This is a genomic window from Rhodoplanes roseus, from assembly GCF_003258865.1.
GTDB classification, from domain to species: Bacteria; Pseudomonadota; Alphaproteobacteria; order Rhizobiales; family Xanthobacteraceae; genus Rhodoplanes; species Rhodoplanes roseus.
In genome coordinates this window covers 1-14,677 of sequence record NZ_NPEX01000139.1, presented here as the reverse complement: position 1 = coordinate 14,677, position 14,677 = coordinate 1, and the positions used below count along the sequence as shown (strand labels likewise).

Here is a 14,677-nt window from a genome sequence, read left to right as displayed (position 1 = left end):
GACGCGCTCCGCGCGTCGACCTCTCGCCAAAGGGGAGAGGTGCGCCAGAGGATGCCGCGCCGTTCGGCCGAGCCGATCACGAGCGCCCCTCGGTCGGCGCTGCCAGCAGGTAGCCGAGGCCGCGCACCGTCTGGATCACGTCGACGCCGAGCTTCTTGCGGATGCGTCCGACGAACACCTCGATGGTGTTGGAGTCGCGGTCGAAGTCCTGGTCGTAGAGGTGCTCGACCAGCTCGGTGCGCGAGACCACCCGGCCAGAATGGTGCATCAGGTAGGAGAGCAGCCGATACTCGTGCGAGGTGAGCTTCACCGGGGCGCCGTCGACCGTGACCCGGCCGGTGCGCGAATCGAGCCGCACCGGGCCGCACAGGAACTCGCTCTTGGCGTGGCCGACCGAGCGGCGCAGCAGCGCCCGGATGCGGGCCAGCACCTCCTCGAGATGGAACGGCTTCGCCACGTAGTCGTCCGCGCCGGCGTCAAAGGCCTGCACCTTGTCGCTCCAGCGGTCGCGCGCGGTGAGCATCAGCACCGGCATCACGCGGCCCGCCCGGCGCCAGGATTCCAGCACCGAGAGGCCATCCATCTTGGGCAGGCCGATGTCCAGGATAATGGCGTCGTAGGGCTCGGTCTCGCCGAGATAGTGCCCCTCCTCGCCGTCGGAGGCGCGGTCCACCACGTAACCGGCGTCGATCAGCGCGGTGGCGAGCTGGCGATTGAGGTCGGGATCGTCCTCGACGACCAGGAGCCGCATGGTCTCGGTTCCTTTCGGAGCGTCGCCGGCCGGTTCCGGATCCGGACGGCGGCGGCCGCGTGTTCCTTAATGCGAGTGGGGAGGCGTGTCCAAGTGTTCAGTTCGTTCGATGTGGCCGTGCTCGGCCGGCAGCGCGGCTCACGGCCCGCCGACCAGGGTGCCGGTGCCGGCATCCACGGTGGCGCGGACCAGCTTGCCGCCGCGCGGCAGCACGGTCAGCAGGTAGACGAGGCGGCCGTTCTGCTCGCACAGCCGCGCCCGCAGGAGCTCGCCCTGCTTCGCCTTCACGGCCTGGGCCGCCTTGGCGAGCGGCACCACCTGATGGGCGGCGCTGCGCGCCCGCTGCTCGGCCCGGGTGAGGCAGCGCAGCCCGGGGGGCGTCGCCGTCCCGGTGGTGCCGTTGCCCTCCGGCTTGGCCGGAGTGGCGACGGACTGGGGCCGCATCTCGGGCCGCGGCTCCGGGTCGGCCGCCACGCAGGGACCCACCCACGCCCCCAGGGCGGCGGCCGAGACCGCCGTGCCGAGCGCAACCAGAAGTGTTCGCGGCGTCATGTCGTGCCTCGCCGGACCGTCAAGGTCCCGCCGTGTGGACGGTGGCGGGAGATGTGCACCCGGTCCGCGTCGACAATAGGGTCGGCGGGCGGATCGTTCGTCCCGATGTAGGTACGGCGGTCCCCACCGCAATGCCCGGTCGATGCCGGATGGTCCACGGCACCGGCCGGACCGAGCGTCGACGATTCGTGCGAGCCTTGTCCAGCCGGGCCCGCCGGGCCTGCTCATTTCCGGCCCCGGACCGCCTTGACCACGGCCCCGACGACGCCCGGGACCGGCTCCCCGGTCAGCGCCGCCTGCTTTTCGCGCGAGCGGCCGTTGACGTAGACGCCGAGCACGGCGAACCGCGCGCCCCAGTACAGCGTCAGGAGCCCGGTCGCATTGATGGCGGCGTTGAGCGGGGCGGTGTCGCTGCGGGCCAGCGCGACGGTCAGCACGGCCCAGAACGCCGCGCATTCGAGGGTCAGCTCGAAGGCGTAGAGCGGACGCCACCAGCGCTGCACCACGTCGCCGGACGCCTGCTCGGCCCGCATGGTCGCGTTGGTCTCGGCGAGCGCGCGGGCCTGCGCCTCGGCCTCGGCCTTGGCGATTTCGGCCAGCGCCGGCCAGCGGGCCTGCGCCTCGCTCTCGGCCGCCGCGAGCTTGTCCTGGATGGTGGTGGCCGGGGTGTTGCGGATCGCCGTGTCGACCGCCGCCGGCGTCGCCTCGACGCCGAGCGCGTCCGCCACGACGCCGCCGATCGCCTGGCCGATCAGCCCGCCGAACGGCCCGCCGAGCGCCGCGCCGATGATCGGAGCTCCGGCTTTCGCCAAGGCCCCGCCGAGATCACGCCAGTCCATGTCGGCCTCCCTGTGCGGGTTGAAGGTCCGGCTCCATCGCCTTGCCGGTCGGCGTGCGGCCGGCCCGCCACCGGCGCACCAACCAGATCGCGCCGGCGGACATCGCCGCGAGCACCAGGACGGCGACGATCGCCTCGATCGTCACCCCGTGCTGATGGGCGAGACCGCCCGCGCCGCCCACCGCGGCCCCGCCGGCCGCGATGGCACGGCCGGCGCGCCTGGTGTCCGCACCGGCCGGCCGTCCCGTCACCATGCGGAGCGCCACGCGCCGCACCTCGGCGACGCGGCGCCCCCAACCTGCCCCGAACACCGGCCAGGTCCGCAGCGATTTCAGGAAACGCAGCCGCTCGTCGCAGATCGCCTGCACGAGCCGGGCCGGATCGCGCGCCGCCGCGGCCGCGATCACGGCATCGGTCACGGCATGACCGTCGGCCGGCAGACCCAGCAACCGCCGCAGCACCCGGCCCGACCGGCCGACGCCCGAGTTCACCCCGTAGTCGAAGACCGCGTAATCGACCCCGGCCGGCAGGGCATCGCAGCGCTGCGCGTCCCAGTAGCGCGCCCGGTAGATCGCCTTGGCCTGATCGACCGTCATGGCCCGCACGTCGGCCGCCGTGCCGCGCGCGTCGATGTACTTGCGATAGTCGAAGATCGTGATGCCGTACTTGGTCGGCCCACCCGGGTCGCTCGGATGATCGCAGTAGCCGCCCTCGTGCACGAGCAGACGCCGCAGCGCCTCCTCATAAGTCGCTTTTGCCATGTCGGATCTCTCTGAACGACGCCGGAGATCGGCGGGTGGTGGTGTCGAGGTAGCGACACCGGAACACGTCTGCTAAGTTGCGGCCGAGCACAGCCCACCGGGAAAACCCGATTCAGTGCTCCCCCAGACAGGACGATTTGGCCGTGCCGAGCCGATCCTGTCGGCAGCGCGACAGTGACCGATGTGGTGGGGAGCAGACGCGATGGAACTCAGGGTGGCACCGACGCCGAGCCGGTCGGAATGGATCGGACCGACATGCATGATCCTCGTGACGATCGGCTTCGTCGTATTCTCGATCGTTCCGTTCCTCGCTGCAGGGCGCGACGACACTTTCATCATGCTCTGGGCCGGTCAAACCTTCACGTTCACCAAATGGTTTGTGAACTACAATTTCGAGCCCCAGGAAATTGCCTCGTCGCACTTGGCCGCATGGATCGCCGCGCCCACCCGATGGCTCACGCCAGAACAGGCTCTTCTGGCTACCAAGCTGATCGGACTGTTAGCGAGCTGCGCCACCTTATGGGTGATCTGGCGGAGCCGCGTGCGATTTTTTGGGACCATAGCGCCGGATCCACTTGCCATCGCCGCCGTCGTCGCCACAGCAGCGTGCCCATCGTTCCGCTATTGGACGCTCGGCGGTTTAGAAACGCCCTATCACGCACTCTTTCTCACCTTGTTCGGAATCGCGTTGGCCCGCGTGATCGAGGAAGCGGCCATTCTCGCACGTCCATCGATCGGCTTTCTGGCGCTGTGGTCCGCGATCCTGGTTCTTACGAGGACAGAGGGATTCTGGCCGATCGGGGTGACCTTTTTTGTATTGGCTTTGAATCGGCCTATCGCCGGACGGCTCCGGCTCATTCTGATCGGCTGCGGCGTCCCCTTCGTCGTGTTACTGGTCACGATCGGCTTGCGCTGGTGGTTCACTGGACTGCCGTGGCCCAATCCCGTCTATGCGAAGGTCGCAGCAAACCCGGAGGCGCTCCGCCGGGGCGTCTCCTACCTCGCGGACTACTACTCGTCCTCACCCTGGGGATATGTTCAGCTCGTCGCGCTGGCCTGCTCAGCAGTCGCGACCGGCAAGATGTTGGTTGACGGCATCCGTGGCCGCAAGGGCGCCAATGGCTGGACGATGCTCGGCATCATCGGCGCCATCGCCGCCGGACAAAGCGGGTTCGTCATTCTCTCGGGTGGAAACTGGATGGAGTATTTCCGTTTCGAGGTCGCGGTCATCCCGCTCTTGAACATCGCCGTGTTCCTGATCCTTGCGCGCCTCGTCGCCCGGTTGAATGGGCGTGCCTTCACTCGGTGGGTAACTGCATCAGTGGTCGCGCTGACGGTGCTTGCGGCCACGCAGGTTCGGGCTACGAGTCCACGTGATTGCGCGACTCCCGTACCGGTCACAACGCTGTTCGACCTCCACGCACTTCTGGATCACATGCTGTCCGGGAACTGTGCTCACGATCGGGATATGCGGGACACGGCACCACTCATCGCGGGTCCCCTCGCCGATATCGTGCACTCCACACCTGGACCTGTCACTGTGGCCAGTGGTCAAGCCGGTTTCTTTCCGTATTTTCTTCGGCGCTCCTTCGGGCCGGATCAAGTCATCTTCATCGACCTCGCAGGCATCGCGGAGCAGGCGATCGCGGTTCTTCCAGCGTCGCGGTCCAATTATGGAGTCTCCTTCGACCTCGTCGCCGCGATCGAAGGCAAGGTCAACGGGCCATTTGCCAGTTATTTCGCAGAACGGCCACCCTCGGTCGTGTATCGGCTGCGCATGGACGAGCGGAACCGCGCCGGCCTGGCGCGCCTCGGTTACGAGCTGATCTGGGATCGTCCGGGCGCTGTGGTTTTCGCCAGCCGCTCCGCAGTCGAGCCGCAGAAGTAACGGGTCTGTCACTGAATCTGGAAGCCGGTCGCGGACGTGTTTCCGGACCCCGGAATCAGGGTCGCGCCGTTGATCAGGGCGCTGTTGGTATCACCCGAATATTGGAGACCCGTAGCTGCTCCGGTAAAGGCGGCGCCGACACTGATCACCTCCGAAATCGCCGATACGTTGATAAAGGCCGTGAAGGCCGGAGACCCGACGAGAGAGACAGTCGCGTTCTGAGCCGATACGATCGAGTTGTTGGTGGCCCGGAGATGGTAGAGGCCGCCTCCTGAAATGGTGTAGCTCATGCTGCCCAGATCGATGTAGCTCATCCGACGTCCGAAGACATGGACGTTGGCGGTGCTCCCGAATTCCATTCGTCCCGTGACTCGGATCCCCCCGAAGTTCAGTGCGTCCAGCAGGATGCCGGAGGTGGAGGTGAGCTTGAAGCCGGCGATGGAGAATTGGGCGCCCTGGTAGGCGCGGACGACCGAGAGGGCGTCGGTGGTCTGCAGCACGACATTGGCGGGCGTGGTGGTGTCGCCGAGGAGGACGAGCGCGTCCATCCCGCGGGCGCCGACCAGCGGACCGTTCACCGAGACGCCCCCCGTGAAGGTTCCGCCGGCACCTCCGGCCCGGATGGTGACCTGGAAGCCGGCGAGGTCGAGGGTCTGGCGCACCACGTCGACGGCGCGCTGGAAGGTCAGGAACGCGCCTGCCGGCGTGTCGCTGCGACCGTCGTTGGCGTTCGATCCATCGGTGCGGACCCAGTAGGTGCGGTCGGCGGTGAGCACCTCGCGCGGCCCGCCGAAGGCCGGATAGGAGACGCGGCCGGTGCCGCGATCGATCCGGATCGCGTCGAGCCAGGTCGCGCCGTCCGGCGAGACCTTGACGCGCAGATCGTCGTCGCCGGCGAGGCCGATCTCGGCGCGGCCCGACCAGCCGTCCTGGAACAGCAGCGACGCGGTCTTGTCGGCGCTCTCCTTGTCGAGCTTCAGGCGCAGCGAGCCGTCGCCGCCGTCCGAGCTCCGCCTGGCGGCCAGCAGCGCGTTGTTGAGCTTGGCGGCGAGCGGATTGGCCGCGTCGGCCGTGGTGCCGATCCCGAGCCGCGCCAGATTCTGCAGCGCGGCGCCGCTGCCGATCACCTCGGGGAGCGACAGCCACGCGGTGCCGGACCACACCAGCAGCGCCGCCTCGTCGGCGACCCAGCAGATCCAGCCCGGGCCCGGCGCGAGAAAGTCCCAGCCGCCGTCGACGACATGCGCGACGTGATTGCCCCGGCCGGCGAAGCCGCCGCTGCCGGGAGCCTTCACCAGATAACGATCGCCCTCGGAGGGCGAGGCCGGCGGCGCCGTCAGGTCGCGATCCAGGACCGCGAGCATCACCAGCGCGTCGAGGCGCTGCAGCGCCTCGTTGTGGGTGACGTGCTTCTGGGCCTGCGCCGCGGCGAGCAGCGGCAGGCCGAGATGGACCGTGTCGGTCATCGGCGTCTCCAGAGCTTGGATTGTCAGAGGGCGAGCACGGCTTCGGCCGCGACGCCGCGGCCCACCGCCGCGGAAACCTGCGCGATCCGGACCGACAGGCCGGCCTGCGGCGCGCCGAAGTCGGCGATCTCGTCGGCGGCGGCGTAGAGCACGGCGGGCCCGGCGGTCGCGAGGGTCCGCACCACCGTGCTGCCGGCCAAGATGTCGACCGCGTAGGATTCGCCGTCCTCGCCGAGCGGCACGTCGGCGACGTCCCAGGAATCGCCGTCGCGGCGCGTGCGGCGGATCCAGGAGAGCCGCACGCCTTCGGCGGAGCGCCGGGCCCGCACATGGACCGGCGACAGCGGGCGCAGCGCGGTCGGCTGCGGCGTGATCACGATCTCGGTCGCACTGGCGTCGCCGTGAGAACGATCCGCCGCGACGACGCGCAGCGTCATGGTGCGGCCGAGCAGGTCGATGCCGCGCGCCACCGGCAGCAGCACGTCGTCGAGCTTCACCAGGGTCGCACCGGCGGCGAGCGGCGCGGCCACCGCATGCTCGGTGCCGGCCTGCCCACGCAGCAGCCGCGACAACCGCCAGGTTCGCACGCCGACCAGCTCGGCCGCGGCGAACTGGAAGACCTCGCAACGCCCGTCCGGCCCGACCAGCACGGCGGCGTTGCCGCCGGCCAGAAGCGCCGCGTCGCCGATCGCGGCGAGGACGCCGCCGAACAGCCGCACCCGGAACGCGGTGCGGCGATCGATCCGACCGGTCGGCCCGGCCGGCACCGGATCGAGCGTCTCGCCGATCACGGCGGGCGCCGCGGCGGTGGCGATCCGCTCGAACGTCGCGCCGTCGAAAGCACGCCACACCGCGAGCGGGCCGGGCCACGGATCCGACAGCACGGCGACGCGGGTCAGCACCGTCCCGCTGTCGCTCGGCAGGGTCGGCAGGTCCAGCGCCACGACGGCGGCCGGGCCGACCGGATCCGGCAGGCGCGGCGTCGGACGCGGGCGCACCGGCAGCGGCAGCGAGAACACCTCCGGATCGATCGACTGCGCCGTCACGGCGCGGGTGCCGGCATCGACCAGCTCCTGGATCTCGACGAGCCGCCGCCGGCCCGCGACCGTGAGCGCGACGACGTCGCCGGGCATCAATGCCAGGCACGACGGTGGCAGCGCGAAGCTCACGCGCTCGCGCCCGGCCCACATGTCCTGAAGCCGGATCTCGGCGCGGCGCTCCGCCTCGCCCCGCTCCATCACAACGGCGAGGTCGGCCTGCAGCATGCGGGCGGCACCGCCGACCAGCCGGCGCGACTGCACGGCGGCACGCCGATAGTCGGACGCAGCCTCCGTGAAGCCGAGCGACACGGCGACCGGCAGCTCGGTCTCCTGCGCCCGCACCAGCTTCGCGGCGGCGCCACGTTCCGGCGCGACCAGGTCGTCCTCGAGAATCTCGGCGACAGGCGCACGGCCGCGCGGCCGGAACAGCAGCGTGTCGCCCTGCGCGACCGCATCGAAGCCGTAGGCCGCGGCGAGCGGCTCGATCGCGGCGCGCGGCGTCATCGGCCGGTCGATCACGGCGCCGTCGGGCCCCTCCCCGAGCCGACGCGTATCGCAATCCGACACGCCGGCGTCGGCCAGGATCGCGGCGACGAGTCCATCCAGCGGACAGGCGCCGAGTCGTCCGGTCAGCCAGTGGCCGGTCTCCCAGTTCACCGCATCGCTCCACACGTCGGTCGCGGCCGGGAACTGCGGCCAGGGCCGCGCGTCCCAGGTCCACAGCGTGATCGACGCCGGATCGACCATGCGGCCGCCATAGAGCGGCGACACCGGGTTGGTCTCCTGACTCGCCCCGTGCGCCGGATCGAAGGTCGCGAGCACGGCCTCGAGGAACCGGCGCTGGATCAGGTCGTCGCGACGGCCGGTCGAGAACCACGGCCGGCCGCCCTCGGACGATTTCGCGTCGGGAAACACGCTCGGCTGGTTGGCGCCCTTGTCGACCGCCGGGCAGCCGACCTCGGTGAGGCGGATCGGCTTCGACCGCGGCACGAAGGCGGTCGGGCTCGCCAGCGCGACGCCGCCGACGCGCTCGTGATGCGGGTTCGGCCAGAAGCTCCAGAGATCCTTTTGCCGGAACATCCACGGCTGGCCGAGACCGTCGGTGATCGGCGTCCTGATCTGGAGGAGGCGCGCGGTCTCGTCGGCGTAGAACCAGTCGAAGGCCTCGCCGGCCCGCAGATTGCGGGCGAGGTAATCACGATCGTGGATGTCGTCCGCGAGCGCGCGGTCGAGATGGTCAGCGGTGTCGCGCCAGTCGGCGAGCGGCGCGTACCAATCGATGCCGATCGCGTCGATCGCCGGCGAGGCCCACAGCGCATCGAGCGGAAAGCGCACCTCGGTCGCGGCCGCGTCCACCACATGGGCGCCGTACTCGGTCCAGTCGGCCCCGTAGGTGACGCAGGTGCCGGGGCCGAGGATTGCTTTCACGTCGGCGGCGAGCGCCGCCAGCGCCGTCACGCCCGGGTAGACGCCGGACGCGCTGCGCAGCCGCGTGAGGCCGACGAGCTCGGAGCCGATCAGGAATGCAGCGACACCGCCGGCGGCCGCCGCCAGCTCGGCATAATGCAGCACCATGCCGCGGTAGCACCACGCGTCCTCATCGGCGCCGGAGAAGAACGCATCGATCTGCGCCTGCACGGCCGCGGTGCCGTCCGGCGAACCGGTGCGGCCCGGCGCCGGATCGCAGGTGATCCGGCCGCGCCACGGATAGGCCGGCTGCGACGCGGCGCCGGTCCACGGATCGGGCCGCCCGCTGCCGGCCGGCACGTCCATCATCACGAACGGATAGAGCGTGACCTTCAGGCCGCGCGCCTTGAGCTCGGCGATCAGGTCGCGCACGCTCGCGTCCGACGGGGTGCCGCCGAAGGCGGGGCGCCCGTCGACCTGCGACACGACGCGGGCGGCGCCGCGCGAAAGTCCGGCGACCGACCAGGAGACCGGGTGCGTCCGCTTGATGGCGGAGTCGACGGCCGGCACGATCTCGCAGGCGCCGGCGCGCAGATCGGTGCCGAACCACGCGACCACGACGGCGACCTCCTGGAGATTCGGGCACGTCGCCTGCAAGTCGTCGAGCGCCGCCTCGACATCCGAGGCCGCCGTGGTGACGTGGCGGTTCTCCGCCGCCGTCTGCCCGGGCCCGGTGAGCTGCACCACGGTGGCGGGCGCGTAGCCGAACTCGGTCGAGCCGGGGATCAGCGTGACGGCGCGCACCATCGTCTCCAGCGCACCGACTGGCCGCATCACCTCGAAGGCGAGCTGCGGGATGCGGTTGCCGTAGCGTGCCAACGGCAGCCGCTCGAACACCACATAGGCGAGGCCGCGATAGGCCGGGGTGCCGTCGCTCCCCTGCTTCGCGACGATCAGCGGATCGGCCGTCTGGTCCTCGTCGCCGCGATGGACCCGGATGGTCAGGCCGGAGACGTCCAGCAGATCGCCGTCCGCCCAGATGCGGCCGACGCGGCCGATCGGCCCCTCGCACAGCCCGACCGCGATGTCGGCGAAATAGCTGTAGGTGGTCGTGGACGTCGTGCCGCCCGAGGAGCCCATGCCCTTGCCGCCGGACGACTCCTCGGTGGTGCTGGCGGCCTCCTCGATGGGCGTCGCCCAGATCACCTGTCCGGCGAGGCGCGCGCGGCCGTAGACGCGCGGGATCGGCGCGCCCTCGGTGGACGCCATGACGTCGAGATCAGCGAGGCGCGGACCTTCGATCACGCGATCGCTGCCGCCGCCGAGCAGCGCATGGTCGAGCGTGTTGCCGACCACGGCTCCGGCGATGCGGCCGGCGATCGCGCCGACCGGACCGAACACGGCACCGCCGACCGCACCGCCGGCAACCGAGAGAACGAGGGAGGCCATGGGAGCACCCGACCGAGAGAGACCGAGAGAGAGCGTGTCGTCACCGCTCCGGGCGCGGTGGGGACAATCAATCGCGACGTGATCAGCTCACGCCCGGAAAGCGGAACGCGCCGGCGATGCGGCGACGCCACCAGGGCGCCAGCGCGACCTCGGCGACGCAGGCGCCGTCGTGGGCGTGGACCATGGTCGCGGTCGACACGACGATCGCGGCATGCTTGGCCGGCAGGCCGGCGCGCCAGCGGAACAGCAGCACGTCGCCGGGCCGCCTCGCGACCGGATCGATGGTGATCAGATGGCGCGTCGCAGCGGCGAAGAGCGTGTCCCGCCCGGTCGCCTCCGCCCAGTCCGGCGTATAGGGCGGCACCGCTTCGGGCTCATCGCCCCAGATCGCGCGAAACACCCCGCGCACCAGCCCAAGGCAATCGCAGCCCACCCCTTTCAGGGAGGCCTGATGCCGGTACGGCGTGCCGATCCAGCTCCGCGCCTCGGCGACGATGTTTTCACGCGGCATCGAGGCGTGGAGCGTGGACACGGCGAGTCTCCATATGCTGTTCGTGATCAGTTCGGCCTGAAGAGCCCCCCACCCCCGACCCCTCCCCATCACGCACGACGTGCGTGGGAGGAGGGGAGCCGCAGCGCCGTGTGCGAACAGAGAGAGTCGAGGCGGCTCGACTCCCCTCCCCCCGTTCGCGAAGCGAGTGGCGGGGAGGGGTCGGGGGTGGGGGGCTGCCACGAGCACTGAGCTCGGAAGAGACTCTCGATGACATTCACGCGTGGCCGATGACGTAATCGTTGCCCGGGATGTGCGGGAAGCCGCGGAAATTCTGCGCATTGGCGAAGCGGTCGCGGCAGGTGGCGAACTGCTTGTCGCAGCCGGCCGTGATCACGAAGGCGTCGCCCGGCGCGATCGGCTCCGGCATCGCCTGCCACAGCGTCACGCCGACGCCGACCGCATCGACGGCATGCAGCTTCACCTCGCTGGCGAGCCCCGTATTGGCGCCGCTCGTGAAGGCGAGCCGGCCGGCCGTGAACCAGCCGTCGGCGAAATCGCCGAGCCCGTCGGCCCGAAACGTCGAGGTGCCGGCGAGCGTGGCGACGCTGCCGCTCGCCTGGAACGCCGCACCCGAACGATCCACCCCGCACCGCGCGTCGCCGAGATCGGCCGTGCAGGCGGCCGTGTAGAGGCGCCCGCTCTCCTGCGCCAGCTTCTCGGCGAGCGAGCGCAGCTCCGCCGTGAAGGCGCAGTCCTCGCGCCGCACCTCGCCCAGCGTCGCGACCGCGAGCAGCACGCGCAGCCCGGGCTCGCTCCAATCGACCAGCCAGGTCTCGACGGTGGCGCCGTCGTAGCGCCCGGCGGCGAGATCGGCCTCGGAGAGCGCCTCGTCGGCGAGCGCGCCCGACACCTCGCCGCCGTCGACCTGCAGCCCGAACCGGGCGGTCGCCTCCGAGGCGTCGAGGCCGCTGCCGGCCCGGCACGGCATCGCATCGAGGACGAGATCCTCGTCGTGGTCCGTGAAGCCGAGCACGACGCCGTCGGGACGGCGAAGAACCCAGCAACGGCACAAAGTGGTGACGCCGGAGTCGAGCTTGTCCTGCAGAGCGGCCGGGATCTCTCTCATGATGGGCTCCACGTCCCGCCCGAGCGTCAGGGGCGGATCTCGATCAGCGGAATTTTCGGGATCGCACCGGCCTCGAAGGCGGTGAGGTCGATCTCGAGATAGTCGGTGTCGAACCGCACCGGCACGTCGAACAGGAAGCCGGCCGTGACGGCGGCGCCGCTCGCCGGCACATGGCCGGCCAGGAACGTCACCAGCCCGGTGGTCGGATCGCAGGCGAACTGCGTGCCCTCGGCCTGCACGAGGCCGCCGACCGCGATCCTCACGCTGCCGGCGACCGGCTTCTCGATCGGCCGGCGATACGGCGCGTGCAGCCCGCCATAGGTCTTCACCAGGGGAAAGCGCGCCGTGGTGCCGTCGCCGGTGCCGATCGGCTGGTCGAGCGGGCCGGGTGCCGCGGACGCGGCCGAGGAGTGGTCGAGCCGGTCGCGCCAGCGGAAGCCGTGGAGGCGTCCGCGCCGCTCCTCGAAGAAGGCGATCACGGCCGACAACGCCGCGACCGTCTTGGTGCCGTAGCCGGCGTCGTATCGTCGGCGCGAATGCGCCCAGCGCGCGTTGCGCTCCTCGCGGCCGGAGCCGAGCGTCACGATCTCGGTCCGGCGCTCCGGCCCGCCGGCGCTCCTCAGCGCGATGTCGAGCGGGAACAGCACCTCGTGGAAGGTCGCCATGGGTCGCTCCTGCCGGTCACAGGCCGCGGCGGCCGCGGGCGACCGCACGGGCGATCTGGCCCGTGAGATAGACCTCCGAGCCGCGGAAGCTCGCCGCGTCCTGGGCCGCGATGTTGATGGTCACCCGGGTCGGCCCGGCGCCACCGCCGGCGACCCCGAGCCGTCCGTCCGAGCCGCGCGCCAAGGGGACGATCGCCTCGGGTCCGGTTTCACCGGCGAGCCCGAGCCCGCCGGCGGCGAGCGGAAAATAGGTCGGCGTGCCGATCACCCCGCCGGCCGCGAACGGCTTGATCGCGCCGGTCGCGGCGGCGAGGCCGAGCAGGGATGACAATCCTCCCGACGAACTGCCGGCCGAGCCCCCGGACGAGCCGCCCACCAGCTTGGAGATATCGGTCGCGATCGCATTGGTCAGCGGCGTCAGCGCCGCCTTCAGGGTCATGTCGGACAGACGGAGCGCCAGCGACTTCAGCACGTCGTCGAGCTGCTTGCCGCCCGTGACCGCGCTCGCCAGCGCGCTCGACATCGCGCTGGAAAACGCCTTGGCGTTGATCTGCATCTCGAGCAGACCTTCGGAGGTTTTCCTGGCCTTACGGTCCGTTTCGTCGAAGCAGGGGCACTCGGCCATGCATTCGCCGTCGCAGCTCTCAGCCATCGGGGTGTCTCCTGATCAGGTCGTCGAGGGTCGCGCGGGTTAGCGGCGCCGCGACGCCGAGGCCGCGGGCCTGCAGCGCCAGCGCGAGCTCGCGCGGCGTCATGGTCCAGAACGCGTCGGGAGAAAGCCGCAGGACACCGAGGCCGATGCCGATCGCCTCGTTCCAGGGAAACGGCGCCGCCGGGGATCTCACCCGCGCCGCGGATCCTGCGGCATGCGAGGGCCCGGGTGGCCCCCTGCCCGGTCCGGCGGCCCCCGGCCCTGCGGGTCGGCGTCGCCGAACGTCACGGCCAGAAGCTCGGCCGCGATCCGCACGAAGCCGGCCGCACCGCCCGGCGCCGTCATGGCCGCGACCTCGTCGTCACTGACGCTCTCGCCGGCCCCGCGCAGCCCGGCCGCGACGACCCGGACCAAGTCGCGGGCCGCCAGCCGCCCCCCGGAGAACCGCTCGGCCAGCGCCGCGAGGTCGTCGACCCCGAAGGCGGCCTCGAGCTCGGCCAGCGCCCCGAGCGTCAGCACGAGGCGCCGCCGCGTGCCTCCGATCTCGGCGTCGATCTCGCCGCGGTGACGGTTGGCCATGACGCTCCTCCTGACGGACGGCCGACGGCGCCCACGACGGCTGCCGCCCGCCTAATACGAAGTGGCTGGTTTTGGGATGAGGCTAATTCTGTCTCCAGGCGGCGGAGAATACGTTCCGCTGTACAGATTTTCCCATCTTTCACGGCCGGTTAACACGAACAGCCGACAGTATTTTCCGCAACTCTCATGCCGAGCAGGGTCCGATGTTCAATCGCGTGTCCTCGAATATCCTTCTGAAGTCCATCATCCTCGTCATGTCGGCCGTCGTCGTCCTGGTCCTGGCGGCCGGGGCCATGGACGCCTGGCGCAATCTGCGCACCGCGACGCGCCTGGCGGACGTCGCCGAGGTGTCGAGCGACCTGTTCCGCGGCCTGTCCAATCTCCGGCTCGCGCGGGCCCTGACGCCGCGGGCGCTCGCCTTCGACGGCGTCGTCGACGCCGCCCAGCTCAAGCAGATCGAGGACGCGCGGGGCTCCGGCAATCCGGCGCTCCAGAGCGCGGCGCGGCTGCTGCCGGACGTCGAATTCGAGGGACGCGACGCCGTCGCGCGGGAGTTCGGGCCGCTGGTCCAGCGTTATCTCGCCCTCGACAAGGAGGCGGCCGCCGAGGTGCTGAAGCCGAAGGCGCAGCGCCGGGCCGATCTCGGCAAGGAGATCGTCGCCAGCGCCGACGCGCTGATCGACTCGATGCTGCGGACCAGCACGGCGATCGACGCGGCGACCCGCAACCGCGACGCCTTCATGGACCAGATGATGATCCTGAAGGACGCGGCCTGGCTGGCCCGCCTCGACGGCGGCGAGATTTCGGTGGCGATCTCCAATGCGCTCGCCGGCAAACGGCACCTCGCCCCGGAGGCGCAGCAGACGCTCCAGCGCAACATCGGCCATGCCGGGGCCGGCTTCGACATGATGGACCGCGTCACGCTCGGTGTCGCGGCCGGCTCGCCCGTGCGCGCCGCCATCGAGAAGGCCCGCACCGGGTTCTACGCTCCGGAGTTCGTGGCGAAGCGC

At 70.9% G+C, this 14,677-nt stretch carries 14 protein-coding genes; 2 read left to right on the top strand and 12 right to left on the bottom strand.

Translation table 11 applies throughout. The annotated features are described in order from the left end of the window. Window positions 1-76: 76 nt before the first annotated feature. The 4 genes from CH341_RS18735 to CH341_RS18720 all read right to left on the bottom strand — a co-directional run bounded on the left by CH341_RS18735 (window position 77) and on the right by CH341_RS18720 (window position 2,902). Window positions 77-751 carry a response regulator transcription factor gene (locus CH341_RS18735; RefSeq protein ID WP_111420512.1) on the bottom strand — a complete coding sequence of 225 codons (675 nt, stop codon included), beginning with the start codon at window positions 749-751 and terminating at the stop codon, window positions 77-79. Window positions 752-889: 138 nt separating this feature from the next. Then, entirely contained in the window at window positions 890-1,303 is a 414-nt protein-coding gene (locus CH341_RS18730) for a PepSY domain-containing protein (protein WP_111420511.1), read from the bottom strand. Between the two features lie 224 nt (window positions 1,304-1,527). Further along, a complete protein-coding gene (locus tag CH341_RS18725) occupies window positions 1,528-2,142 on the bottom strand; it encodes a 3TM-type holin (RefSeq protein ID WP_111420510.1) in 615 nt (204 codons plus the stop codon). Next, on the bottom strand, window positions 2,129-2,902 hold the full coding sequence (locus CH341_RS18720; protein WP_111420509.1) for a glycoside hydrolase family 108 protein: 774 nt from the start codon (window positions 2,900-2,902) through the stop codon (window positions 2,129-2,131). Before CH341_RS18720 ends, CH341_RS18725 begins: the two co-directional genes overlap by 14 nt. Before the next feature lie 259 nt (window positions 2,903-3,161). On the opposite strand from CH341_RS18720, the gene CH341_RS18715 reads away from it, so the two are divergent. Then, complete coding sequence (locus tag CH341_RS18715; RefSeq protein ID WP_111420508.1) at window positions 3,162-4,790, top strand: hypothetical protein; 1,629 nt, start codon at window positions 3,162-3,164, stop codon at window positions 4,788-4,790. Window positions 4,791-4,798: 8 nt separating this feature from the next. Here the strand turns inward: CH341_RS18715 and CH341_RS18710 are convergent, their stop codons facing one another. The 8 genes from CH341_RS18710 to CH341_RS18675 form a co-directional block, all read right to left on the bottom strand. Beyond that, entirely contained in the window at window positions 4,799-6,256 is a 1,458-nt protein-coding gene (locus CH341_RS18710; protein WP_111420507.1) for a DUF2793 domain-containing protein, read from the bottom strand. Between the two features lie 23 nt (window positions 6,257-6,279). Continuing rightward, window positions 6,280-10,152 (bottom strand): baseplate multidomain protein megatron, encoded by a 3,873-nt coding sequence (locus CH341_RS18705; RefSeq protein ID WP_111420506.1) that lies wholly within the window; start codon window positions 10,150-10,152, stop codon window positions 6,280-6,282. Between the two features lie 82 nt (window positions 10,153-10,234). Further along, window positions 10,235-10,663 (bottom strand): NlpC/P60 family protein, encoded by a 429-nt coding sequence (locus tag CH341_RS18700; protein ID WP_210208448.1) that lies wholly within the window; start codon window positions 10,661-10,663, stop codon window positions 10,235-10,237. A 256-nt stretch (window positions 10,664-10,919) separates the two neighbouring features. Next, the gene (locus tag CH341_RS18695) at window positions 10,920-11,771 is read right to left on the bottom strand and encodes a DUF2163 domain-containing protein (RefSeq protein ID WP_111420514.1); all 852 of its coding nucleotides are present in this window, start codon (window positions 11,769-11,771) and stop codon (window positions 10,920-10,922) included. 26 nt (window positions 11,772-11,797) lie between these two features. Next, entirely contained in the window at window positions 11,798-12,436 is a 639-nt protein-coding gene (locus tag CH341_RS18690; protein ID WP_111420504.1) for a DUF2460 domain-containing protein, read from the bottom strand. Window positions 12,437-12,452: 16 nt separating this feature from the next. Beyond that, window positions 12,453-13,088 carry a phage tail tape measure protein gene (locus tag CH341_RS18685; protein WP_245431134.1) on the bottom strand — a complete coding sequence of 212 codons (636 nt, stop codon included), beginning with the start codon at window positions 13,086-13,088 and terminating at the stop codon, window positions 12,453-12,455. Beyond that, complete coding sequence (locus CH341_RS18680; RefSeq protein ID WP_111420503.1) at window positions 13,081-13,281, bottom strand: rcc01693 family protein; 201 nt, start codon at window positions 13,279-13,281, stop codon at window positions 13,081-13,083. Before CH341_RS18680 ends, CH341_RS18685 begins: the two co-directional genes overlap by 8 nt. Further along, the gene (locus tag CH341_RS18675; RefSeq protein ID WP_111420502.1) at window positions 13,278-13,667 is read right to left on the bottom strand and encodes a gene transfer agent family protein; all 390 of its coding nucleotides are present in this window, start codon (window positions 13,665-13,667) and stop codon (window positions 13,278-13,280) included. Before CH341_RS18675 ends, CH341_RS18680 begins: the two co-directional genes overlap by 4 nt. Window positions 13,668-13,870: 203 nt before the next feature. Here CH341_RS18675 and CH341_RS18670 point away from each other — a divergent pair. After that, on the top strand, window positions 13,871-14,677 hold an 807-nt coding region (locus CH341_RS18670), incomplete at its 3' end, for a hypothetical protein (protein ID WP_170149704.1).